The following is a 22282-nucleotide window of genomic DNA, read 5'->3' on the forward strand; positions in this document are numbered from 1 at the left end:
AGAGACTTGGTATTCATTTATTGTCCGAAGACATTAAGAATCCATGTCACTTTGAGTGCCCACACAGATTGTCTGATAAATTGTTAAAGAGCAGTTGCAACGCGGCTTTCGCTCACCGTTGCGAGGTGGCGTATATTACGCTTTCCTCTTTCAGAGTCAACCCGTTATTTCAGGATTTTTTCTCTTCAACCGAACCGCTTGTTGTGTGAAGTGATTCACATCCGCCGTGTCGATGGAGGCGCATTATAGGGAGCCGCCGAGGAATGACAAGCGGAAAAATGCATTTTTATTTCAACCGCTCATCTTTTCGCCAAAAAGGCTATTTTTGGTGCTTTTTAATCTCTTTTGGCAGATCGGCCAGACTATTAATCACCCAATCCGCTGCATTTTCTGCTTCTGGCGTCACTGGCTTACCGGTGCGAACTAATATTTTGGTCCCTACACCCGCTGCGGCGGCTGCCTGCATATCTTCCAGTTTATCGCCCACCATATAAGAAGCAGACATATCAATGTGCAGGAACTCCTGCGCAGAGATGAACATCCCCGGATGCGGCTTACGGCAGTCACAGGTCTGGCGATACGCTTCTACCGTTCCCTGCGGGTGGTGCGGACAATAGTAGATACCGTCGAGATCCACGCCTCGGTCGGCCAGCGACCAGTCCATCCATTCCGTCAGCGTTTCGAACTGCGCTTCGGTGAATTTACCGCGTGCAATACCGGACTGGTTCGTCACCACCACCAGCGCATAGCCCATCTCTTTCAGCTGGCGCATGGCATCTATTACGCCCTCGATAAACTCGAACTCATCAATCTCATGGACATAACCGTGATCCACATTAATAGTGCCGTCACGATCGAGAAAAATTGCGGGTACTGATTTTGCCACCGGTTTGCTCCTGAAAAAGGCATGTTCGACTAGTATCTCATGAATCGCAGCGCAATAAAGTGCTCATCGTACAGAGTTGGATTGATTTAGACGTCTGGATGCCTTAACATCCGTTTTGTTTACGGTCATCACCCGTATCTGGCAGAAGAAAATGCCACGGCTAACTTACATACGATAAAAATAATCTAATGATTAAACTTTCCAATATCACCAAAGTGTTCCAGCAGGGGAACCGAACCATTCAGGCGCTGAACAACGTCAGCCTGCATGTTCCTGCTGGTCAAATTTATGGCGTCATTGGCGCATCGGGTGCAGGTAAAAGCACGCTGATTCGTTGTGTTAACCTGCTTGAGCGCCCAACCCAGGGCAGCGTAGAAGTTGGCGGCCAGGAACTTACCGCCCTCTCAGAGAAAGAACTCACCAAAGCGCGTCGTCAGATTGGCATGATCTTCCAGCACTTTAACCTGCTGGCCTCCCGCACCGTGTTCGGCAACGTTGCCCTGCCGCTTGAGCTGGATAACACGCCGAAAGAAGAAGTGAAGCGTCGCGTTACCGAGCTGCTCGACCTCGTGGGTCTGGGCGACAAGCATGATAGCTACCCGGCCAATCTGTCCGGCGGTCAAAAGCAGCGTGTGGCCATTGCCCGCGCGCTGGCAAGCAACCCTAAGGTACTGCTGTGCGATGAAGCCACCAGCGCACTGGATCCGGCAACCACGCGTTCAATTCTGGAACTGCTAAAAGACATTAACCGTCGCCTGGGCCTGACGATCCTCCTTATTACACATGAGATGGACGTGGTGAAACGCATCTGCGACTGCGTGGCGGTCATCAGCAACGGTGAACTGATCGAGCAGGGCACGGTAAGTGAAGTGTTTTCGCATCCGAAGACGCCTCTGGCACAGCAGTTCATCCAGTCCACGCTGCATCTGGATATTCCGGAAGATTATCTGGAGCGTTTGAAAACCGAACCGACGGCAGACAGCGTCCCGATGCTGCGCATGGAGTTCACCGGTCAGTCCGTTGACGCTCCCCTGCTTTCCGAAACCGCGCGTCGCTTTAACGTGAACAACAACATCATCAGCGCGCAGATGGATTACGCCGGTGGCGTGAAGTTCGGCATTATGCTGACAGAAATGCACGGCACACAAGAAGAAACCCAGGCCGCGATTGCCTGGCTGCAAGAACACCATGTAAAAGTAGAGGTACTGGGTTATGTCTGAGCCGATGATGTGGCTGCTGGTTCGAGGCGTTTGGGAAACGCTGGCAATGACCTTTGTCTCTGGCTTCTTTGGTTTTGTGATTGGCCTGCCGGTCGGCGTATTGCTGTACGTGACGCGTCCGGGTCAAATCATTGAGAACGCGAAGCTGTACCGTACGCTCTCTGCGCTGGTGAACATCTTCCGTTCTATTCCCTTCATTATTCTGCTGGTGTGGATGATTCCGTTTACCCGCGTGATAGTCGGAACGTCTATCGGTCTGCAGGCGGCCATCGTTCCGCTGACCGTAGGCGCAGCGCCGTTTATCGCCCGTATGGTGGAAAATGCCCTGCTGGAAATCCCGACAGGTCTGATTGAGGCTTCCCGCGCGATGGGCGCAACACCGATGCAGATCGTCCGCAAAGTTCTGCTCCCGGAAGCACTGCCAGGCCTGGTGAACGCGGCAACCATCACGCTTATCACGCTGGTCGGGTATTCCGCGATGGGCGGTGCAGTTGGCGCTGGCGGTTTAGGCCAGATTGGTTACCAGTACGGCTATATTGGATATAACGCTACCGTGATGAATACCGTTCTGGTATTGCTGGTTGTTCTGGTTTATTTAATCCAGTTCTCTGGCGATCGCATCGTCCGGACCGTTACTCACAAATAACGTTACACACAACACAAACTCTACGAGTTAAGGATAAAACATGGCGTTTAAATTAAAGACCTTTGCAGCAGTAGGCGCGCTGATCGGCTCTCTGGCACTGGTGGGTTGCGGTCAGGACGAAAAAGATCCAAACCACATTAAAGTGGGCGTTATTGTGGGTGCAGAACAACAGGTTGCTGAAGTTGCTCAGAAAGTGGCGAAAGAGAAGTATGGCCTGGACGTTGAGCTGGTGACCTTCAACGATTACGTTCTGCCGAACGAAGCGCTGAGCAAAGGCGATATCGACGCTAACGCCTTCCAGCATAAGCCATACCTGGATCAGCAGATCAAAGATCGTGGCTATAAACTGGTGGGCGTCGGTAACACCTTCGTTTATCCAATTGCCGGTTACTCGAAGAAAATTAAATCTCTGGACGAGCTGCAGCCGGGCTCTCAGGTTGCCGTGCCTAACGACCCAACCAACCTTGGTCGTTCCCTGCTTCTGCTGCAGAAAGTGGGCCTGATCAAACTGAAAGACGGTGTTGGCCTGCTGCCAACCGTTCTGGATGTCACCGAGAACCCGAAAAATCTGAAAATTGTTGAACTGGAAGCACCGCAGCTGCCACGTTCTCTGGACGATGCGCAGATTGCCCTGGCCGTTATCAACACCACTTACGCCAGCCAGATTGGCCTGACGCCAGCCAAAGACGGTATCTTCGTAGAAGATAAAGACTCCCCGTACGTTAACCTGATCGTGACTCGCGAAGACAACAAGGACGCGGAAAACGTGAAGAAATTCGTTCAGGCTTATCAGTCTGATGAAGTTTACCAGGAAGCCAACAAAGTGTTTAACGGCGGCGCTGTTAAAGGCTGGTAATCTCACCTCAGTGTAATATCATCAGGACGGGCTTATGCCCGTCTTGTCATTTGTGCAATCAACTGATTCAATATCTGACGTTTTGATTATCCATTGAGGAACTATTATGCGTGCTTTACCGATCTGTCTTTTAGCACTCATGCTGAGCGGCTGTTCTATGCTAAGCAGATCTCCCGTTGAACCTGTTCAAAGCACGGCAACCCCGCCAAAAACCGAGCCTGCGAAACCGAAAGTGGTTCGCCCTGCGCCGGTTCGCATTATCACGAAAGCAGACGAACTCGTCGGTAAACCGTTCCGTGAACTGGGCGAAGTGAGCGGCGAATCCTGTCAGGCGACCAATCAGGACTCACCACCGAATATTCCGACAGCGCGTAAACGCATGCAGATTAATGCCGCAAAAATGAAAGCCAACGCGGTTCTGCTGCACAGCTGCGAAGTCACCAGCGGCACGCCAGGCTGCTATCGTCAGGCGGTTTGCATCGGTTCTGCGCTGAACATCACGGCTAAATGAGTGCATTTCAGTTCGAGCAGATAGGCGTTATCCACTCTCCTTATAAAGAGAAGTTCGCCGTCCCCCGCCAGCCCGGTCTTGTGACCAGCGGAAGCGGTGAACTTCACCTGATTGCGCCTTACAATCAGGCCGATGCGGTACGCGGGCTCGAGGCTTTCAGCCATTTATGGGTGGTGTTCGTGTTTCACCAGACGATGGAAGGCGGCTGGCGACCTACCGTGCGTCCTCCTCGTCTTGGCGGAAATGCGAGAATGGGCGTGTTTGCGACTCGCTCGACCTTCCGCCCAAACCCGGTTGGCATGTCGCTGGTTGAACTGAAAGGCATACGCTGCCAGAAAGATCGGGTGATACTGGAGTTAGGTAGCCTGGACCTGGTAGACGGCACGCCGGTAATCGACATCAAACCCTATCTGCCCTTCGCCGAAGCCCTCCCGGACGCGCGTGCAAGCTATGCTCAGGACGCACCGCAGGCGGACATGCCTGTTTATTTTACGCCTGAGATAACCGCGCAGCTCGGTCAGCTGGAGAAACGCTATCCTCGCTTACAGGATTTCATCACTGAAGTTCTGGCACAGGACCCTCGTCCGGCCTACCGTAAAGAAGAGGAAGAAGGAAAAACGTACGCCGTCTGGCTGTTCGATTTCAACGTTCGCTGGCGCGTCACCGGGGCAGGTTTTGAAGTGTTTGCCCTTGAACCCAGGTAATTTTGTTCTCCTCTCTTTTGGCATCTTTGCCACACTGGTAAACTAAACCACTTTTTTTGTGTCAGGCTGGTGTTTCAGCCTGTTCCAATCGTCGAAATGGAACCGTAACAACATGCGTACTAGCCAATATCTGCTCTCCACTCTGAAGGAGACGCCTGCCGACGCCGAAGTGATCAGCCATCAGCTGATGCTGCGCGCCGGGATGATCCGCAAGCTGGCCTCCGGGTTATACACCTGGCTGCCGACCGGCGTGCGCGTCCTGAAAAAAGTCGAAAACATCGTGCGTGAAGAGATGAACAACGCCGGTGCTATCGAGGTGTCCATGCCTGTGGTTCAGCCCGCTGACCTGTGGCAGGAGAGCGGCCGTTGGGAACAATATGGTCCTGAACTGCTGCGCTTTGTCGATCGCGGCGAGCGTCCTTTCGTTCTCGGCCCAACGCATGAAGAAGTCATTACCGACCTGATTCGTAATGAGCTGAGCTCTTACAAACAGCTGCCGCTGAACTTCTTCCAGATCCAGACCAAGTTCCGTGACGAAGTTCGCCCACGTTTCGGCGTTATGCGCTCTCGCGAATTCCTGATGAAAGATGCCTACTCTTTCCATACCTCTCAGGAATCACTGCAAGAGACTTACGACGCAATGTACGCGGCGTACAGCAAAATCTTCTCCCGCATGGGTCTGGATTTCCGTGCTGTGCAGGCTGATACCGGCTCCATCGGCGGTAGCGCATCCCATGAGTTCCAGGTACTGGCACAGAGCGGTGAAGACGATGTGATCTTCTCTGACTCTTCAGACTACGCGGCGAACATCGAATTTGCAGAAGCGCTGGCGCCAAAAGAACCGCGCGGCGCGGCAACGCAAGAGATGACGCTGGTTGATACGCCAAACGCGAAAACCATCGCCGAGCTGGTTGAGCAGTTCAATCTGCCAGTCGAAAAAACCGTAAAAACGCTGCTGGTGAAATCCACCGAAGGTAGCGCTTACCCGCTGGTTGCCCTGCTGGTGCGTGGCGATCACGAGCTGAACGAAGTGAAAGCCGAGAAGCTGCCGCAGGTAGCCAGCCCGCTGACCTTCGCAACGGAAGCGGAAATCCGCGCCGTGGTGAATGCGGGTCCAGGTTCACTGGGTCCAGTCAACCTGCCGGTGCCGGTTGTTATTGACCGCACGGTTGCTGCAATGAGCGACTTCTCCGCAGGTGCGAACATCGACGGTAAACACTACTTCGGCATCAACTGGGATCGCGACGTGGCGACGCCGGAAGTGGCTGACATCCGTAACGTGGTTGCAGGCGATCCAAGCCCGGACGGTCAGGGTACCCTGATGATTAAGCGCGGCATCGAAGTCGGTCACATCTTCCAGCTGGGCGATAAATACTCTCGCGCGCTGAACGCCGCTGTTCAGGGTGAAGATGGCCGTAACCAGATCCTGACCATGGGTTGCTACGGTATTGGGGTGACGCGCGTGGTAGCTGCGGCAATTGAGCAGAACTACGACGAACGCGGCATCGTCTGGCCGGACAATATTGCGCCGTTCCAGGTAGCCATTCTGCCAATGAACATGCACAAGTCTTACCGCGTGCAGGAGCTGGCCGAGAAGCTGTATGCCGAGCTGCGCGCACAGGGTATCGAAGTGCTGATGGATGACCGTAAAGAGCGTCCAGGCGTAATGTTCGCCGATATGGAACTGATCGGTATCCCGCACACCGTCGTCATCGGCGACCGTAACCTCGACAGCGATGAGATTGAATACAAATACCGTCGCAGCGGCGAAAAACAGATGATCAAGACCGGCGACATTCTTGATTACCTGGTGAAAGCCATCAAAGGCTAAACAAAAAACCCCGCTCAGGCGGGGTTTTTTAATGGCACAGCGTCAGCTTATTTACTGTTACAGTCTTTACCCGCAACAAACTTCGCGTCTTTATCTGCCACCAGCGTTTTCACCATCTCCCCGCTATCCGGGTTTGGCTCCAGCGTAAAGTGACCGTCAACCGTAAGCAATACCGGCTTGCTGTCATTGCCGCGTGCCACAGCGTAATCACGTTCAAGCTGCGCATTATTTGCCACGCTGACCTTCCTGCCGGTTGCGCAGTCGGTAAAGATCGCCGCATCCGCCATATAGAAGTACATTCCCCGCATTGCCATCGGCGTGGCAGGCAGAGCCGCTTTTACCGGCGCAAGCGTGTAGTTGAACTGGGATTCAATCGGGTTGCCTTCGCGGTCAAGCATCTCCATCCCCTCACCTTTGGCGCGGAAAAAGGTTTTCTCACCGGTGGTATCCGTCAGGACCAGCTTCTCCGCCGTGCGCGCCCATGTTCCATAAGTTGCAAAAGAAGAAGGCTCTTTAGCGCCCTGATAGCGCTGATTCATCACCCAGGTGCCGTCTTTTTGCAGGAACAGAGACGTTTCAATGCCTTCGCAGTCCGCGCAAGGCAATACGCCGCGCCAGCTTTGCTGCATTGGTTTTAATTCTTCCGTTTGCGTGGGTTGTAAAACCTGCGTTTCGGAGCGGTTGTTACACCCAAAAAGCGCAAACAGCGTACTCGCTGCCAGCGCTGACCATAATACTTTTTTCACAATGAATTCCTTATGAAAAGTGTGTTCCCTTTCGTCACTCTGTCGGGCGACGAACTTTACCGCGTAGTGCTTTCACTGTGGATTTTTGGGCCTTCGAGGACAACCGACGCTCTTTCGATGCGCGGGTTGGCCGCGTTGCCCGGCGGCTTTTTTGTACCGTCGTTAACTCTTTGATGACCGCCACCAGTCTGGCCAGCGCCGCTTCCCGGTTGAGCTCCTGGCTGCGGTACTCCTGGGCTTTGATCACAATCACGCCATCGCTGGTGATCAGATGATGACTGGCGGCAAGCAGGCTTTCTTTATAATACTCTGGCAGGCTTGAGGCCCGAATGTCAAAACGCAAATGGATAGCCGTCGACGCCTTGTTGACGTGCTGCCCGCCAGCCCCCTGCGCACGGATGGCGGTGATCTCCAGCTCGTTGTCAGGAATGCTGACGTTTCGGGACAAGACGATCATGACGCGGGTTGCCACGCCGTTAAATGAATTTCCAGATTATTCTGAGAATCAGAGAGCCAGATGGCGCCATCCTGAATCGTCGCCTGCAAAACCATGGTTCGGCTGGCAAACTCGCTCAACTGCGCCAGCTGCTCATCATCCAGATACCAGACCGTGAGATTTTTAAACTGTCCGCACTTGCTCTTGTTTTGCTGCCACCAGATCTCCGCAGCGCGCTGATTATACGCGAATAAGGCCACTTCAGCGGACTGGGTGCAGGCCTTCTTAATTCTGCGCTCGTCCGGCAGGCCGAGTTCGATCCACAAATCGATACCCAGATGATCGTTGCGCAGCCAAGCTTCAGGTTCGTCTTCTGCGCTTAACCCACGGGAAAACTGCAGGCGCTCGTCGGCATACTTAATCCACGCCAGCAGGCGCAGCATCATGCGCTCCTGGGTTTCGGAGGGGTGGCGTGCCAGCGTAAGCGACGCGTCGAGGAACTGGTTGCGATCCAGATCGGCCACATTGACCACTGCTTTATAAATTGTCGCTTTCAGCGCCATGAGAGAACTCCATTCGAATCAGGCGCACATTGTAGCGAAAACCGCGGCAAAAGGCTGTTACAGGGTGTTAAATACACCGCTATCAAGGCTCTGATATTGCTTAAATGAGTATGGTATAGTCACCTTGCTAAACCGAGTTTATCTTCGTAGGCTTAATGATATCTCACAGTAAGTCAGTGCGCTGGCGGGAGGGGATGTGAATAATTATTGTGAGTTAATTCGCAAACGGTATGCGGAAATCGCCAGCGGAGATCTGGGGTATGTCCCGGACGCGTTGGGCTGTGTATTGAAAGTGCTTAATGAAGTGGCCTCTGATGAGAGCCTTTCAGAGTCGGTCAGGGAAAAAGCAGCGTATGCTGCGGCGAATTTACTGGTGAGCGATTATGTCGATGAATGATACTTATCAACCCATCAATTGTGATGACTATGACAACCTCGAACTCGCCTGCCAGCATCATTTATTACTGACGCTGGAGCTAAAAGATGGCGAAGTTTTGAAGGCGAAAGCCAGCGATCTGGTTTCACGAAAGAATGTGGAATACCTGATAGTGGAAGACGCCGGTGCGACGCGTGAGCTGCGTCTGGACAAAATAGCCAGCTTCAGCCACCCGCAAATCGGCACCGTCGTGGTGAGCGAATCCTGATGACACTAACGGGCAGCCTGGCTGCCCGTTACGCTTTTTGCCACTCAAAACGGACACCCTCTTCTGACCACCCCTCTTCCGTGATGAAAACCCCTGCCGCAGCGATAAGCGTTTCACCGTAGAACAGTAGCGGCGTGGTGTCGCGCAGCCACGGCGGCACGTTACACTCCTGCCATATTTTCTTCAGCTTCCGTCCCCCGTTGCGCCCGACGATATGCAGCATGCCGCCAGCCTTAAAGCGCACGGTAACCGGTTCACCGGGCTTCGGCAGCCGCACATGACCAGACGGCAGGAGAGAGACGCGTCCTGACTCACAGGGCAATGGCAGCGGTGCGTCAGGAGAAAGCCAGTCGAGCACCACATCGGTCAGCGAGGGCGTGGATTTTACCCACCAGAGTTCGCCCTTATAGCGTCTCACCTCAAAACCGTTCAGATGGACGCACGGGGAAGCATCATCCCGCGCCAGGGCGACTTCGTCCCAGATACGACTCAGCATTGTCCGCGACGGCATCGCGGCGCGATGAAAGGCCAGCCAGCGTCGTAGCAGCGCGGCGCGACGTACCGGGCTCATCGCTTTCATCGGTGCGATCGCCAACGCCCCGTCGGCAGAAATGAGTCCAGCCAGCTCGTCGCTCAACAGCTCATCCAGCAACGACTCCTGTTCGGCGCACAGCATGGCGCTTCTTGCCGTCGCGTCGGCGAAATGCGGCCAGCGCTCGCCTAAAAGCGGGAGGACGCGCAGGCGCAGGAAGTTACGGTCATAGCCGTCATCCTGGTTACTCTCATCTTCGATCCAGTTCAGCTGATGTTCTCGCGCCCAGTTTTCCAGTGAGGCACGCGTCTCGCCAAGCAGCGGACGCAGTAACGTTGTGCCGGCAAATTCAGAACGCGCCGGCATGGCAGAAAGTCCCGCCGGCCCGCTACCCCGCTTAAGGGCCAGCAGAAAGGTTTCACACTGATCGTCCAGATGCTGGGCCGTGAGCAGCGCTTCTCCAGGACGTAATGCCCCGGCAAATGCAGCATAGCGGGCTTTACGCGCCTGCGCCTCGATGCCCAGCCCTTCCTCCGCAAGCGTGACGCGCTCAACGATGAGCGGGATCGCCCAGGCCGCACACAAGGCTTCGCAGTGCGCCACCCACGCCTCTGCGTGAGGACTTAATCCGTGGTGAATATGCATCGCCCGAAGCTGGACGTCAGGTTCCCGATCGCGCCAGCGCTTAAGGCGATGCAGCAACACGGTAGAATCCAGGCCACCGCTAAACCCCACCAGCAGCTGGCGGTACGGTGAAACGGCTTGTGCGATAGCGGGTAAGGTCATAGGAGATTACACATAAAAAATGCCCGAACTGAGCGGGCATTATCACACAGGACAATCATTACTGCTGATAAAGCTCCAGCGGCAGGCCGTCCGGGTCGTTGAAAAAGGTAAAACGCTTGTCGGTGAACGGATCGACGCGAATCGCTTCGCACGTCACGCCGTGCGCCTCCAGATGTTTTACCGCGCTATCCAGGTCATCGACGCTGAAGGCAAGATGACGCAGGCCACAGGCTTCCGGGCGGGACGGACGCGCAGGCGGAAAAGGAAAAGAGAACAGCTCAATCACATATTGCCCGTTTAACGCCAGATCGCCCTTCCAGGAGTCACGCTCCTCGCGGTAGGCCTCGCTCATGAGCGTAAAGCCCAGGATGTCGCAGTAGAAGGCCTTACTTTTCGCGTAGTCGGTCGCAATGATCGCAATATGATGAACCTGTTTTAAACCCAGCATAGCTTCTCCTTTTTATGATGCCTGAACGTTACAACCGAAAACCCGCACCTGGCAAGCAGTCACCCTTATTTTAGGACTCGCACCCAGTAAACGCCGTTCTCGTCGCGCTTCGCACCGTGGATATCAGTCTCAAAACCGGGATAGTGGCGCCCGACAGAGCAGAGCATCAGCAGGAAATCGAGCACGGCCCGACTCTCTTCGGTAATCATCTCTCCCGGCATCAGGAGCGGAACGCCCGGCGGGTAAGGCAGGATCATGTTAGCCGATACGCGCCCGACCAGGTTTTCCAGCTCGACGGTTTCGACCTCCCCTTTCACCTGGCGCTGCCATGCCTTGTGCGGGGTAAACTTCATCTCCGGTAAGACATCGAACGCCTGAAGCATCAGACGCGGCAGATCGTGCTGACGGATCAGCCTGTGGATCCCCTGGGCCAGATCCTGAATGCGCATATTTCGATAGAAGTCAGGATCTTCCGCGTAAAGATCCGGCAGCATATTCTTCACCCGCAGGTTGAGATCGTAGGCGCGCTTAAACTCCATCAGGCCGCGCAGCAACCCCATCGCGCGGGTTTTGTCGATCCCGATGCTGAACAGGAACAGCAGGTTATAGGGACCGGTTTTCTCCACCACCACGCCACGTTCATCAAGGAATTTCGCGACCAGCGCGGCCGGAATACCTTCATCGCTCATCTTGCCCTGCTCATCCATGCCCGGCGTCAGGATCGTCACTTTTACCGGGTCGAGGAACATATGGTCGCTATCGGCATCCCGGAAGCCATGCCAGTCTTCTCCGGGCGAGACGGGCCAGCATTCTGCTTCATCAATCTCTTCCGGCTGCCAGATATCAAAGAACCAGCCGTCGGCTTCATCTTTCAGCCGCTGCACCTCTTTGCGGAAATGCAGCGCGCGTTCTACCGAACGGTTGATGAGTCGTTTGCCCGGATTGCCGCGCAGCATCGCTGCGGCCGTTTCTATGGAGGCTACCAGCGGATAGCTCGGTGAGGTGGTTGTATGCATCATAAAGGCTTCGTTGAACGTGTCTTCGTCGTACTCGCCTTTGATGTGAATAAGCGAAGCCTGGGAAAACGCCGCCAGCATTTTATGGGTCGACTGCGTTTCGAAGAACACTTTACCCGGCACGCGTTCACCGCTCATGCCGCTTTTGCCGGCGTAAATCGGATGGAAATTAGTGTACGGCACCCATGCGGAATCGAAGTGGATCGACGGCACGTCGAGAGTCTTTTTGATCCAGTTCGTGTTGTACAGCAGACCGTCGTAGGTGGAGTTGGTGATCACCGCATGGACAGGCCAGCTTGCGCCAGGAATTGCCGCAACCTTACGTTCAATGGCGTCATGGGTGAACTCCCGGCGCGGAATACCCCCAAGAATACCGAGCGCGTTACGCGTGGGCGACAGCCAGAGCGGTACGACGTCGCTCATCATCAGCAGATGTGCCAGCGATTTATGGCAGTTACGGTCAATCAGCAAGGTGCTGCCAGCAGGCGCAGCGTACATCCCGACGATTTTGTTCGAGGTCGAAGTGCCGTTGGTCACCATATAGCTCTGCTCGGCGCCAAAGGTGCGGGCGATATACTCTTCGGCTTCAAGATGCGGGCCGGTGTGATCCAGCAGAGAGCCTAGTTCGGTGACTGAAATCGACACGTCCGCTTTCAGCGTGTTGCCACCGAAGAAATCATAGAACAGGCAGCCCACCGGGCTTTTTTGATAGGCCGTTCCCGCCATATGACCTGGCGTACAGAAGGTATATTTGCCCTCCTTCACGTAGGTGAAGAGCGCGCGTGTAAACGGCGGAGTGATGTTATCGAGATATTCACCGGTATATTGCTGAATTCGGGTCGCAATATCTTCAGCCACGCCGAGCGAATATTCAAAGAACCACAGCGCCATACGCATATCATTGGCGCTGACGTCCATGGTTGAGTGAGTATTAATAAACGCGTACAGCGGGAGGTATTCGTTCAGCTTGTTGATATCGCTGCACAGTTCGAGATCGTATTCGTCCCAGTCGAAGATCACGCCGCAGATACGCGGGTTATGCTCGATGAACTTCAGCAGGTCGGCGCTGTTGTGCGGCCAGATTAGCTGATACCCGCGCGACTGCAGGGCTTGCTCCAGCTCCTTAATTGGCTCATCTTTATAAAAGACGCCGTGCGGCCCCATAATGGCAATGATATTCATGGGCTTCCTCCCTAAAAAACATTAGCTAAGCATAGTCCGGCTAAACCGCAGGTATAAAAAAAGCCGCAACATTGTGCGGCTTTTCAGATAATTGTGAAGCTTACGCGTAACCGTAGGTCATCAGACGCTGGTAACGACGGTTGAGCAGATCTTCTTTGCTCAGCACGTCCAGATCTGCCAGGTCAGCCAGCAGCTGCGCTTTCAGAGAAGCCGCCATTACTTCCGGCTTACGATGCGCACCACCCAGCGGTTCCGGGATGATAGAGTCGATCAGCTTAAGCTCTTTCAGGCGTGGCGCAATGATGCCCATGGCTTCTGCAGCCAGCGGCGCTTTGTCGGCGCTTTTCCACAGAATGGATGCGCAGCCTTCCGGAGAGATAACGGAATAGGTGCTGTACTGCAGCATATTCACTTTATCGCCCACGCCAATCGCCAGCGCACCGCCGGAACCACCCTCACCGATAACGGTACAGATGACCGGCACCTTCAGACGAGACATCTCGCGCAGGTTGCGCGCGATGGCTTCAGACTGACCGCGCTCTTCCGCGCCCACGCCAGGGTATGCACCCGGGGTGTCGATGAAGGTGATGATTGGCATGTTGAAACGCTCAGCCATCTCCATCAGACGCAGGGCTTTACGGTAGCCTTCTGGTGCTGGCATACCGAAGTTACGACGGATTTTCTCTTTGGTTTCACGACCTTTCTGATGACCAATGATCATCACCGGGCGTCCGTCCAGACGCGCGATACCGCCAACGATAGCTTTATCGTCAGCGTATGCGCGATCGCCTGCCAGTTCGTCAAATTCGTCAAACGCCAGGCGGACATAATCCAGGGTGTACGGACGCTGTGGATGGCGAGCCAGCTGGGCCACCTGCCATGCGCCGAGATCGGCAAAGATTTTGCGCGTCAGCTCTACGCTTTTCTCGCGCAGACGATGCACTTCTTCGTCGATGTTAATATCCAGTTTTTCATCCTGACGGCTTACCGCTGTCAGAGAATCGATTTTCGCTTCCAGCTCAGCAATCGGCTGTTCGAAATCAAGGAAATTCAGACTCATAGTATTCCTGTATTAGTCAAACTCCAGTTCCACCTGCTCCGAACCAATGAGGCCACGGAGATCGTTCAGTAAACGATCGCTCGGAGAGACACGCCACGTTGCACCAAAGCGCAACCGCGCGCGTGCATCCGCCCTCTGATAGTAGAGATGTACTGGAATTGTCCCCGAGCGGTGGGGTTCCAGAGACTGACGGAGTCGGTTTAAAAGCTGGTCATCAATTTGCCTGTCCGTCAGCGAGATAGCAAGCCCGCGAGCATATTTTTCCCGGGCTTCGTCAATGTCCATCACTTCGCGGGCGGTCATTTTAAGCCCCCCACTGAAGTCATCAAAGCTGACCTGTCCGCTGACGATAAGTATGCGGTCTTTTTCCAGCAATTGCTGGTATTTATCCAGCGCGTCGGTGAACAACATCACCTCCAGACGCCCGGAACGGTCATCCAGCGTACAGATGCCGATACGATTGCCGCGCTTGGTGACCATAACCCTTGCGGCAATCACGAGCCCCGCAGCCGTGGTGATTTTACCACGTTCTGTCGGATGCATGTCTTTAAGCCTGTGGCCGCCGACATAGCGCTCAATTTCTTTGATGTACTGGTTGATCGGGTGCCCCGTCAGGTACAAGCCTAACGTCTCACGCTCCCCATCCAGTACCACCTGTTCTGGCCACGGCTGGCAGTTGGAATAAGATTGCTCTATCTGCTCTGGCTCTTCCGCCAGCACCCCGAACATATCCGCCTGACCAATGGCTTCCGCTTTTGCATGCTGATCCGCCGCTTTCAGCGCGTCGCCCAGCGAGTTCATCAGCGCGGCGCGGTGCGGCCCCAGCCTGTCAAACGCGCCGGACATGATCAGTTTTTCCAGCACGCGACGGTTCAGTTTTTTGGTGTCGGTACGGGCGCAAAGATCGAACAGCTCGCGGAAATACCCGCCGTTGTTACGCGCTTCGATGATCGCCTCGATCGGACCTTCGCCCACGCCTTTGATCGCGCCGATCCCGTAAACGATCTCTCCGTCGTCGTTGACGTGGAAGTGGTAGAGCCCTGAGTTAATATCCGGCGGCAGGATCTTAAGCCCCATGCGCCAGCACTCGTCCACCAGGCCAACCACCTTCTCGGTGTTGTCCATATCGGCCGTCATTACCGCCGCCATAAATTCAGCAGGATAGTGCGCTTTCAGCCACAGCGTTTGATACGACACCAAAGCATAGGCGGCGGAGTGGGATTTGTTAAATCCGTACCCGGCGAATTTCTCCACCAGGTCGAAGATTTTCATCGCCAGCTCGCCGTCAACGCCATTTTTCTTCGCCCCGTCTTCAAAGATGGAACGCTGCTTGGCCATCTCTTCCGGCTTTTTCTTACCCATCGCACGACGCAGCATGTCCGCGCCGCCGAGCGTATAGCCGGAAAGCACCTGAGCAATCTGCATGACCTGTTCCTGATACAGGATAATGCCGTAGGTTGGTTCCAGTACCGGCTTCAGGCTTTCATGCTGCCACTGAACGTCCGGGTAAGAAATCTCTTCGCGACCGTGCTTACGGTCGATAAAGTTATCTACCATCCCTGACTGCAGTGGGCCCGGACGGAACAGGGCGACCAGTGCGATCATATCTTCGAAGCAGTCGGGCTGCAGACGTTTAATCAGGTCTTTCATACCGCGGGATTCAAGCTGGAAGACGGCTGTCGTCTCCGAGCGCTGCAGCATGTCGAAACTTTTCTTGTCATCCAGCGGGATGGCGGCAATGTCTATCGGCTCAAGGCCCTGCTTTTCCCGGCGCGGGTTGATCATCTTCAGCGCCCAGTCGATGATCGTCAGCGTACGCAGGCCGAGGAAGTCAAACTTCACCAGCCCGGCGTATTCCACGTCGTTCTTATCAAACTGAGTAACAGGGTGCTCACCCGCTTCATCACAGTAGAGCGGCGCGAAGTCGGTAATTTTGGTCGGGGCGATAACCACGCCCCCCGCATGCTTGCCGGCGTTACGCGTGACGCCTTCCAGCTTGCGCGCCATGTCGATCAGCGCTTTGACTTCTTCGTCGGCTTCGTAGATTTCCGGCAGCTGAGGTTCGGCTTCAAACGCTTTTGCCAGCGTCATGCCCGGATCGGGCGGCACCAGCTTAGAAATACGATCGACAAACCCGTACGGGTGGCCCAGCACGCGGCCAACGTCGCGGATAACCGCCTTCGCCGCCATCGTACCGAACGTAATAATCTGCGATACCGCATCACGGCCGTACATATCGGCGACGTGTTCGATCACCTGGTCGCGTTTCTCCATGCAGAAGTCGACGTCAAAGTCGGGCATGGAAACACGTTCCGGGTTAAGGAAACGTTCGAACAGCAGGTCGAATTCCAGCGGGTCGAGGTCGGTAATTTTAAGCGCATAGGCCACAAGCGAGCCTGCACCGGAGCCACGTCCCGGTCCGACCGGTACGCCGTTATCCTTCGACCACTGGATAAACTCCATTACGATCAGGAAGTAGCCCGGGAAGCCCATCTGGTTGATTACCTGGAGTTCAATATCCAGGCGCTCATCGTACGGCGGCCGCTTCTCTTTGCGAACGGCCTCATCCGGGAACAGGAATTCCAGACGCTCTTCCAGACCTTCTTTTGATTTCACGACCAGGAAATCTTCCGTGGTCATATCACCCGTCGGGAACTGCGGCAGGAAGTATTCGCCGAGGCGAACGGTAACGTTACAGCGCTTGGCGATTTCTACGCTGTTTTCCAGCGCTTCGGGGATATCAGAGAAGAGTTCACACATCTCCTCCTCGCTGCGCATGTACTGTTGAGAGGAGTAATTACGCGGTCGTTTCGGATCGTCGAGCGTGAAGCCATCATGGATCGCCACGCGAATTTCGTGAGCGTCAAAATCTCCCGGCTCGAGGAACCGCACATCGTTTGTCGCGACAACAGGCAGACCGCGTTCTTCCGCAAGTGCGACCGCTGCATGCAGATAGTTTTCTTCGTCCTGGCGACCGGTGCGGATCAGCTCCAGATAATAACGATCCGGGAAATACTCTTCATAGAACGAGACGCATTGATCCACCAGCGCGCTATTGCCGCGCAGCAGGCATTTACCGACATCGCCCATACGGCCACCGGAGATCAGCAGCAGCCCTTCGTTGAGTTCAGCCAGCCAGTCGCGGTCGATCCACGGGCCCAGCGCACCGTATCCGCGCTGGTAGGCTTTTGAGATAAGCAGAGTGAGGTTTTGATAGCCCGTGTTGTTCATCGCCAGCACGGAGATTTGCGTCATTTCATCGCCGATGAGATCGCTCTGCACATGAAAATCCGCCCCGACGATGGGCTTTATTCCCGCGCCGTGCGCCGTTCCGTAGAACTTCACCAGGCCACACAGGTTGGTAAAATCGGTGATCGCCAGCGCGGGCATGCCAAGGGAGGCCGCCTTTTTTACCAGCGGCCCGGTCTTCGCCAGCCCATCGATCATGGAGTAGTCGCTATGCACCCGCAGGTGTACGAAACGTGGTTCAGCCATCTTCAGATTCCGCGTTACTTAATTGCTTGCGTATTGATTCAGGACACCCGTCCCAGCGCGCGCTTCACCGGGCCAAAGCTGCGACGGTGGTGTTCGGTTGCGCCATGTTCAGCCAGCCTTTCCAGATGGAAAGGTGTGGGATACCCCTTATGCTGGGCGAAACCATACTGAGGGTAAGTGAGATCCAGCGCGGCCATTTCGGCGTCGCGCGTCACTTTGGCAATAATAGAAGCTGCGCTAATTTCTGCGACCCGGCTATCGCCTTTGACGACCGCCATTGAAGGCATGGGCAATGCCGGACAGCGGTTGCCGTCAATCAGGACATATTCCGGGGAAATTTTCAGGCCTGCTACCGCACGCTGCATCGCCAGCATCGTGGCATGCAAAATATTCAGCTCGTCTATTTCATGCGGTTCAGCGCGCCCCAGGCTCCAGGCCAGCGCCTTCTCCTGAATCTCACTAAACAGCGCCAGACGGCGCTTTTCAGACAATTTTTTAGAGTCGTTCAGCCCGATAATCGGGCGAGCCGGATCGAGGATCACCGCGGCAGTCACTACGGCCCCGACCAACGGGCCACGACCCACTTCGTCCACGCCCGCCACAAGGCGAGTGTGAGGATAAACAAATTCCATCATTTTGCTAGCTCCAGCACCGCATCAGCCGCTTGCTCATCAGCATTACAGCGGATCAGTTGATGCAGTTCGCGGAAGGTATCGTGCATCTGGTGGCTGGTCTTGCCGTTGGCGAGCAGCGGCAGTAGCGCATCGGCGAGCGCCTGCGGCTGGCACTCGTCCTGCAGCAGCTCTTTCACCAGCTCGCGCCCGGCAAGCAGGTTTGGCAGGGAGACATAATCCGTTTTCACCAGACGTTTTGCCAGCCAGAAGGTGAACGGCTTCATGCGATAACCGACCACCATAGGGCATTTCGCCAGCATACATTCCAGCGCCGCCGTACCGGAGGCCAGCAGCGCGGCATCGCTCGCATACATCGCTTCCCGCCCTTTCCCGTCCAGAAGACGGACGTGAAGCTCCGGGGCGACTTCCGCTTTGATGCGCTCAAACTGCTCGCGGCGTTTGGCATTTACCAGCGGAACAACCACTTCAAGATCCGGATAGGTCTGGCGAAGAATTTGCGCTGTTTTGAGAAAATCGGCGCTCAACATCTCAACTTCTGCGCCACGGCTGCCTGGCAGCAGTGCCAGACAGTGCACATCATGCGGGATGCCCAGCGCGTCGCGCGCCGCGTTTTTATCCGGATCCAATGGCATCGCATCCGCCATGGTATGACCGATAAAACGGCACGGAACATTAAATCTGTCGTAAAACGCTTTTTCGAAAGGCAGGAAAGCCAGCACCAGGTTGGTGGACCGTCCGATTTTGAAAACGCGTTTCTGTCGCCACGCCCAGACGGACGGACTGACGTAGTGAATCGTTTTGATACCCTGCTTTTTCAGATTCCCTTCGAGGGTAATGTTGAAATCAGGCGCATCGATACCGACAAACACATCGGGTTTGAGTTCGGTAAAGCGGCGGGTGAGATCGGCACGGATGTGCAGCAAACGGCGTAGCCGTCCCAGCACCTCAACGATGCCCATCACGGCGAGCTCTTCCATTTCATACCAGGCTTCACAGCCTTCGGCCTGCATCAGCGGGCCAGCAACGCCGACAAAGCGAGCATTGGGTACACGCGCCTTAAGCGCGCGGATGAGACCGGCACCAAGAATATCGCCGGAGGTTTCTCCGGCGACCAGGGCTATCGTAAGCGGACGACTGTCGACCATTAACGAATCAGACCCCTTGTTGAACGGTCAAAGAATTCCATGAACGCGTTCACTTCCGGGTGCTTATTCGCCAGCTCGGCAATTTCCGGCTTCGCCTCTTCCAGCGTTTTACCGCTACGGTACAGCAGTTTGTACGCGTTGCGGATGGCAGTAATCGCTTCGCGACTAAAACCACGACGCTTGAGGCCTTCGATGTTCACGCCAAACGGCGTGGCATGGTTGCCCTGCGCAATCACATACGGTGGAACGTCCTGCGCCACACCGGAGCAACCGCCTACCATCACGTGCGCACCAATGATGCAGAACTGATGGACTGCGGTCATGCCGCCAATAATTGCGAAGTCATCAACCGATACGTGTCCTGCCAGCGTTGCGTTGTTGGCAAGAATACAGCGGTCACCCACGGTACAGTCGTGCGCGATATGCGCATTAACCATAAACAGGTTATCGCTGCCCACCTTCGTCAACCCACCACCCTGTACTGTTCCACGATGAATGGTGACGCTTTCGCGAATACGGTTACGATCGCCAATTTCCAGACGGGTCGACTCACCAGCATATTTCAGATCCTGGTTAACTTCGCCGATGGAGGCGAACTGATAGATCTCGTTATTGCAGCCAATGGTCGTGTGACCATTCACCACAACGTGAGATTTCAGTACTGTACCCTCACCAATTTCGACATGGGGTCCAACAATACAAAACGGGCCAACGTGGACGTTAGCGCCAATGATGGCACCAGTTTCCACAATAGCGGTAGGATGAATAAAGGCGGATTTATCAATCACGTATCAGGACTCCCGGCTACGAGCACACATCATGGTCGCTTCGCAAACAACTTTGCCGTCAACCAGCGCTACGCCTTTGAAGCGAGTCAGGCCACGACGCGTTTTTTCAAAAGTGACTTCCATGATCATCTGATCACCAGGCACGACAGGGCGCTTAAAGCGCGCTTCATCGATACCCGCGAAGTAATACAGCTCACCTGGCTCCAGTTTGCCGACGCTTTTAAACGCCAGAATACCGGTAGCCTGAGCCATCGCTTCCAGAATCAACACACCCGGGAAGATAGGCTTACCAGGGAAGTGCCCCTGGAAGAACGGCTCATTCACGGAAACATTTTTCACTGCGCGCAGAAAACGACCTTCTTCAAAATCCAGCACACGGTCTACCAGCAGAAACGGGTAGCGGTGCGGCAGAAGTTCTAAAATCTCTTCAATATGCAGAGTATGAGTGTCAGTAGTCAAAATACTCTTCCTGTCAAAATGTACTGATAACAATAATAACACGGCCTGCCGGTTTATTAGAAAGCCGACAGGCCGGGAAAAATAGCGTTCAACGGATGACGCTTAATCTTGTTGATCGATCTTACGCTCAAGAGACTTGAGGCGCTTGCTCATATCATCAATATTCATCACCAGAGCTGCTGTTTTACGCCATACCTTGTTGGGTTGTAGCGGAATACCTGAGGAATAGACGCCAGGTTCAGTGATTGGACGCATTACCATGCCCATTCCCGTCACAGTGACCTTGTCGCATATTTCCATATGGCCATTAATCACGCTCGCGCCGCCAATCATGCAATAACGGCCAATTTTCAGGCTGCCAGCCATGATGACGCCACCCGCAACCGCGGTATTGTCGCCAATCACAACGTTATGCGCAATCTGGCACTGGTTATCGATGATAACACCATTGCCAATGATCGTGTCGTCAAGCGCGCCACGGTCAATGGTAGTACAGGCGCCGATCTCTACGCGATCGCCAATAATAACGCGACCAAGCTGCGGGATCTTAACCCAGTTACCGCGATCGTTAGCGTAACCAAAGCCGTCAGAACCAATTACGGTGCTGGACTGGACAAGACAATTTTCGCCAATTTCAACATCATGATAAACGGACACATTGGCCCATAAACGGGTCCCGGCGCCGATTTTCGTATTTTTCCCAACGAAGCAGCCCGGGCCAATGACGACGTTATCGCCCAGCACTACGCCGGATTCGATAACCGCATTTGCGCCAACGGCGACGTTGCTACCAAGCCTGGCCGTCGCGTCAATCGCTGCACTGGCAGCAATGTCCTGGGCCGGCTGCGGCGTAGTATCAAGAATTTGAGCCATGCGTGCATATGTCAGGTAGGGGTTTTTCACTACCAGCGCGCTTACAGTGGCAAATGGAAGATCGTCCTGCGTCAGAACAACAGCTGACGCCTGGCATTGAGCCAGTTGCTCACGGTACTTAGGGCTTACCATGAAGGTAATCGTGCCAGCTTTAGCAGATTGCATGGACGCAACAGCGGTGATGACGATATCGCCATCACCGTGTAATTCTGCATCCAACTGCTGAGCTAAATCAGCCAGTCGAATTGAAGGCATTACTTATTTAACCTGTTTCAGAACATCAGCGGTGATGTCTTTAACATCGCTGCCGTTGAAAGCTACAGCGTTCGCATCAACAACCAGATCGATGTTCTGATCGGCAGCCACTGATTTAACAGCGGTCTGAATGCGAGTCACCAGCTTACCGCGTTCTTCGTTAGAACGACGCTGACGATCCTGCTCGAAAGCCTGCGCTTTCTGAGAGAACGCCTGGCGCTGAGCCATTACGTCTTTTTCCAGCTTGCTGCGGTCGCTTGCTTTCATGGTAGAACCATCACGCTGCAAACGCTGCATTTTGGACTGAAGATCGTTTTCCATACCCTGCAGTTCGCTTGCACGGCCTTTGAATTCGTTTTCCAGAGTCGCAGAAACACCCGTTTTCTGTGCAACCTGCTGGAACAAATTACCCATGTTGACGATTGCAATTTTGTCTGCTGCCTGAGCAGAAGTTGCCATCGCTAAACCGAGACCTGCAGCTAATAACCACTTTTTCACAATTAACTCCTTACCATCCCATTGGCACCAGAAGGTACCGTTCTTTGCGTGGCAAGGCGACCGTGTT

General features: G+C 54.6%; 23 protein-coding genes. 8 read left to right on the forward strand and 15 right to left on the reverse strand.

Annotated elements, in window-relative coordinates:
* Nucleotides 1–319: 319 nt before the first annotated feature.
* On the reverse strand, nt 320–886 hold the full coding sequence (gmhB, locus tag BJ885_RS16315; RefSeq protein ID WP_029741186.1) for a D-glycero-beta-D-manno-heptose 1,7-bisphosphate 7-phosphatase: 567 nt from the start codon (nt 884–886) through the stop codon (nt 320–322).
* A 188-nt stretch (nt 887–1074) separates the two neighbouring features.
* On the opposite strand from gmhB, the gene metN reads away from it, so the two are divergent.
* The 6 genes from metN to proS all read left to right on the forward strand — a co-directional run bounded on the left by metN (nt 1075) and on the right by proS (nt 6654).
* Nucleotides 1075–2106, forward strand: a complete 1032-nt coding sequence (metN, locus tag BJ885_RS16320) for a methionine ABC transporter ATP-binding protein MetN (protein ID WP_121932528.1) — start codon at nt 1075–1077, stop codon at nt 2104–2106.
* Nucleotides 2099–2752 (forward strand): methionine ABC transporter permease MetI, encoded by a 654-nt coding sequence (locus BJ885_RS16325; RefSeq protein ID WP_014168730.1) that lies wholly within the window; start codon nt 2099–2101, stop codon nt 2750–2752. The genes metN and BJ885_RS16325 overlap by 8 nt, the downstream gene beginning before the upstream one ends.
* Before the next feature lie 40 nt (nt 2753–2792).
* The gene (gene metQ / locus BJ885_RS16330) at nt 2793–3608 is read left to right on the forward strand and encodes a methionine ABC transporter substrate-binding lipoprotein MetQ (RefSeq protein ID WP_014168729.1); all 816 of its coding nucleotides are present in this window, start codon (nt 2793–2795) and stop codon (nt 3606–3608) included.
* Nucleotides 3609–3714: 106 nt separating this feature from the next.
* Nucleotides 3715–4119 carry an Rcs stress response system protein RcsF gene (rcsF, locus tag BJ885_RS16335; protein WP_008501883.1) on the forward strand — a complete coding sequence of 135 codons (405 nt, stop codon included), beginning with the start codon at nt 3715–3717 and terminating at the stop codon, nt 4117–4119.
* Nucleotides 4116–4823: a tRNA (N6-threonylcarbamoyladenosine(37)-N6)-methyltransferase TrmO gene (gene tsaA, locus BJ885_RS16340; RefSeq protein ID WP_029741187.1), complete on the forward strand. Its 708-nt coding sequence runs from the start codon at nt 4116–4118 to the stop codon at nt 4821–4823. The genes rcsF and tsaA overlap by 4 nt, the downstream gene beginning before the upstream one ends.
* A gap of 112 nt (nt 4824–4935) precedes the next feature.
* Complete coding sequence (proS, locus tag BJ885_RS16345; protein ID WP_033144681.1) at nt 4936–6654, forward strand: proline--tRNA ligase; 1719 nt, start codon at nt 4936–4938, stop codon at nt 6652–6654.
* Between the two features lie 47 nt (nt 6655–6701).
* On the opposite strand, the gene nlpE is transcribed toward proS, so the two are convergent.
* The 3 genes from nlpE to BJ885_RS16360 are packed head-to-tail and all read right to left on the reverse strand — an operon-like array spanning nt 6702 to nt 8399.
* Entirely contained in the window at nt 6702–7400 is a 699-nt protein-coding gene (gene nlpE, locus BJ885_RS16350) for an envelope stress response activation lipoprotein NlpE (protein ID WP_032660574.1), read from the reverse strand.
* A gap of 34 nt (nt 7401–7434) precedes the next feature.
* Entirely contained in the window at nt 7435–7857 is a 423-nt protein-coding gene (gene arfB, locus BJ885_RS16355) for an alternative ribosome rescue aminoacyl-tRNA hydrolase ArfB (RefSeq protein WP_121932527.1), read from the reverse strand.
* The gene (locus BJ885_RS16360; protein WP_033144678.1) at nt 7854–8399 is read right to left on the reverse strand and encodes a YaeQ family protein; all 546 of its coding nucleotides are present in this window, start codon (nt 8397–8399) and stop codon (nt 7854–7856) included. Before BJ885_RS16360 ends, arfB begins: the two co-directional genes overlap by 4 nt.
* 196 nt (nt 8400–8595) lie before the next feature.
* Between BJ885_RS16360 and BJ885_RS16370 the strand changes: the two genes are divergently transcribed.
* Together BJ885_RS16370 and rof are read left to right on the forward strand one after the other, a co-directional pair.
* Entirely contained in the window at nt 8596–8796 is a 201-nt protein-coding gene (locus tag BJ885_RS16370) for a YaeP family protein (RefSeq protein ID WP_008501889.1), read from the forward strand.
* The gene (gene rof, locus BJ885_RS16375; protein ID WP_008501890.1) at nt 8783–9043 is read left to right on the forward strand and encodes a Rho-binding antiterminator; all 261 of its coding nucleotides are present in this window, start codon (nt 8783–8785) and stop codon (nt 9041–9043) included. Before BJ885_RS16370 ends, rof begins: the two co-directional genes overlap by 14 nt.
* A 28-nt stretch (nt 9044–9071) precedes the next feature.
* Here rof and tilS read toward each other — a convergent pair whose 3' ends face one another.
* The 11 genes from tilS to skp all read right to left on the reverse strand — a co-directional run bounded on the left by tilS (nt 9072) and on the right by skp (nt 22215).
* A complete protein-coding gene (gene tilS, locus BJ885_RS16380; RefSeq protein WP_121932526.1) occupies nt 9072–10361 on the reverse strand; it encodes a tRNA lysidine(34) synthetase TilS in 1290 nt (429 codons plus the stop codon).
* A 58-nt stretch (nt 10362–10419) separates the two neighbouring features.
* The gene (locus tag BJ885_RS16385) at nt 10420–10809 is read right to left on the reverse strand and encodes a VOC family protein (RefSeq protein WP_029741193.1); all 390 of its coding nucleotides are present in this window, start codon (nt 10807–10809) and stop codon (nt 10420–10422) included.
* 65 nt (nt 10810–10874) lie between these two features.
* On the reverse strand, nt 10875–13007 hold the full coding sequence (locus tag BJ885_RS16390) for a lysine decarboxylase LdcC (protein WP_121932525.1): 2133 nt from the start codon (nt 13005–13007) through the stop codon (nt 10875–10877).
* Nucleotides 13008–13107: 100 nt separating this feature from the next.
* A complete protein-coding gene (gene accA / locus BJ885_RS16395) occupies nt 13108–14067 on the reverse strand; it encodes an acetyl-CoA carboxylase carboxyl transferase subunit alpha (protein WP_008501895.1) in 960 nt (319 codons plus the stop codon).
* Nucleotides 14068–14079: 12 nt separating this feature from the next.
* Complete coding sequence (gene dnaE / locus BJ885_RS16400) at nt 14080–17562, reverse strand: DNA polymerase III subunit alpha (RefSeq protein WP_121932524.1); 3483 nt, start codon at nt 17560–17562, stop codon at nt 14080–14082.
* 38 nt (nt 17563–17600) lie between these two features.
* Nucleotides 17601–18197 (reverse strand): ribonuclease HII, encoded by a 597-nt coding sequence (gene rnhB / locus BJ885_RS16405; RefSeq protein WP_024907528.1) that lies wholly within the window; start codon nt 18195–18197, stop codon nt 17601–17603.
* A complete protein-coding gene (lpxB, locus tag BJ885_RS16410; RefSeq protein ID WP_121932523.1) occupies nt 18194–19342 on the reverse strand; it encodes a lipid-A-disaccharide synthase in 1149 nt (382 codons plus the stop codon). Before lpxB ends, rnhB begins: the two co-directional genes overlap by 4 nt.
* Nucleotides 19342–20130 carry an acyl-ACP--UDP-N-acetylglucosamine O-acyltransferase gene (lpxA, locus tag BJ885_RS16415; protein ID WP_029741198.1) on the reverse strand — a complete coding sequence of 263 codons (789 nt, stop codon included), beginning with the start codon at nt 20128–20130 and terminating at the stop codon, nt 19342–19344. The genes lpxB and lpxA overlap by 1 nt, the downstream gene beginning before the upstream one ends.
* Nucleotides 20131–20133: 3 nt before the next feature.
* Nucleotides 20134–20589, reverse strand: coding sequence for a 3-hydroxyacyl-ACP dehydratase FabZ (fabZ, locus tag BJ885_RS16420; protein WP_010426706.1), 456 nt, complete (start codon nt 20587–20589; stop codon nt 20134–20136).
* A 102-nt stretch (nt 20590–20691) separates the two neighbouring features.
* On the reverse strand, nt 20692–21717 hold the full coding sequence (lpxD, locus tag BJ885_RS16425) for a UDP-3-O-(3-hydroxymyristoyl)glucosamine N-acyltransferase (RefSeq protein WP_029741199.1): 1026 nt from the start codon (nt 21715–21717) through the stop codon (nt 20692–20694).
* Nucleotides 21718–21720: 3 nt separating this feature from the next.
* Nucleotides 21721–22215: a molecular chaperone Skp gene (gene skp, locus BJ885_RS16430; RefSeq protein WP_029741200.1), complete on the reverse strand. Its 495-nt coding sequence runs from the start codon at nt 22213–22215 to the stop codon at nt 21721–21723.
* Nucleotides 22216–22282 lie beyond the last annotated feature (67 nt).

It is taken from the genome of Enterobacter sp. WP_7_1, from assembly GCF_003688535.1.
GTDB lineage: Bacteria > Pseudomonadota > Gammaproteobacteria > Enterobacterales > Enterobacteriaceae > Enterobacter > Enterobacter asburiae.

Bases quoted from the DNA above. Each gene is read 5' to 3' on its own strand.
- dnaE (WP_121932524.1), bottom strand. From the start codon at position 17,562: ATGGCTGAACCACGTTTCGTACACCTGCGGGTGCATAGCGACTACTCC.
- BJ885_RS16325 (WP_014168730.1), top strand. From the start codon at position 2,099: ATGTCTGAGCCGATGATGTGGCTGCTGGTTCGAGGCGTTTGGGAAACG.
- tilS (WP_121932526.1), bottom strand. From the start codon at position 10,361: ATGACCTTACCCGCTATCGCACAAGCCGTTTCACCGTACCGCCAGCTG.
- BJ885_RS16390 (WP_121932525.1), bottom strand. From the start codon at position 13,007: ATGAATATCATTGCCATTATGGGGCCGCACGGCGTCTTTTATAAAGAT.
- metQ (WP_014168729.1), top strand. From the start codon at position 2,793: ATGGCGTTTAAATTAAAGACCTTTGCAGCAGTAGGCGCGCTGATCGGC.
- arfB (WP_121932527.1), bottom strand. From the start codon at position 7,857: ATGATCGTCTTGTCCCGAAACGTCAGCATTCCTGACAACGAGCTGGAG.
- lpxD (WP_029741199.1), bottom strand. From the start codon at position 21,717: ATGCCTTCAATTCGACTGGCTGATTTAGCTCAGCAGTTGGATGCAGAA.
- rnhB (WP_024907528.1), bottom strand. From the start codon at position 18,197: ATGATGGAATTTGTTTATCCTCACACTCGCCTTGTGGCGGGCGTGGAC.
- lpxB (WP_121932523.1), bottom strand. From the start codon at position 19,342: ATGGTCGACAGTCGTCCGCTTACGATAGCCCTGGTCGCCGGAGAAACC.
- metN (WP_121932528.1), top strand. From the start codon at position 1,075: ATGATTAAACTTTCCAATATCACCAAAGTGTTCCAGCAGGGGAACCGA.
- tsaA (WP_029741187.1), top strand. From the start codon at position 4,116: ATGAGTGCATTTCAGTTCGAGCAGATAGGCGTTATCCACTCTCCTTAT.
- proS (WP_033144681.1), top strand. From the start codon at position 4,936: ATGCGTACTAGCCAATATCTGCTCTCCACTCTGAAGGAGACGCCTGCC.
- rcsF (WP_008501883.1), top strand. From the start codon at position 3,715: ATGCGTGCTTTACCGATCTGTCTTTTAGCACTCATGCTGAGCGGCTGT.
- BJ885_RS16360 (WP_033144678.1), bottom strand. From the start codon at position 8,399: ATGGCGCTGAAAGCGACAATTTATAAAGCAGTGGTCAATGTGGCCGAT.
- BJ885_RS16385 (WP_029741193.1), bottom strand. From the start codon at position 10,809: ATGCTGGGTTTAAAACAGGTTCATCATATTGCGATCATTGCGACCGAC.
- rof (WP_008501890.1), top strand. From the start codon at position 8,783: ATGTCGATGAATGATACTTATCAACCCATCAATTGTGATGACTATGAC.
- accA (WP_008501895.1), bottom strand. From the start codon at position 14,067: ATGAGTCTGAATTTCCTTGATTTCGAACAGCCGATTGCTGAGCTGGAA.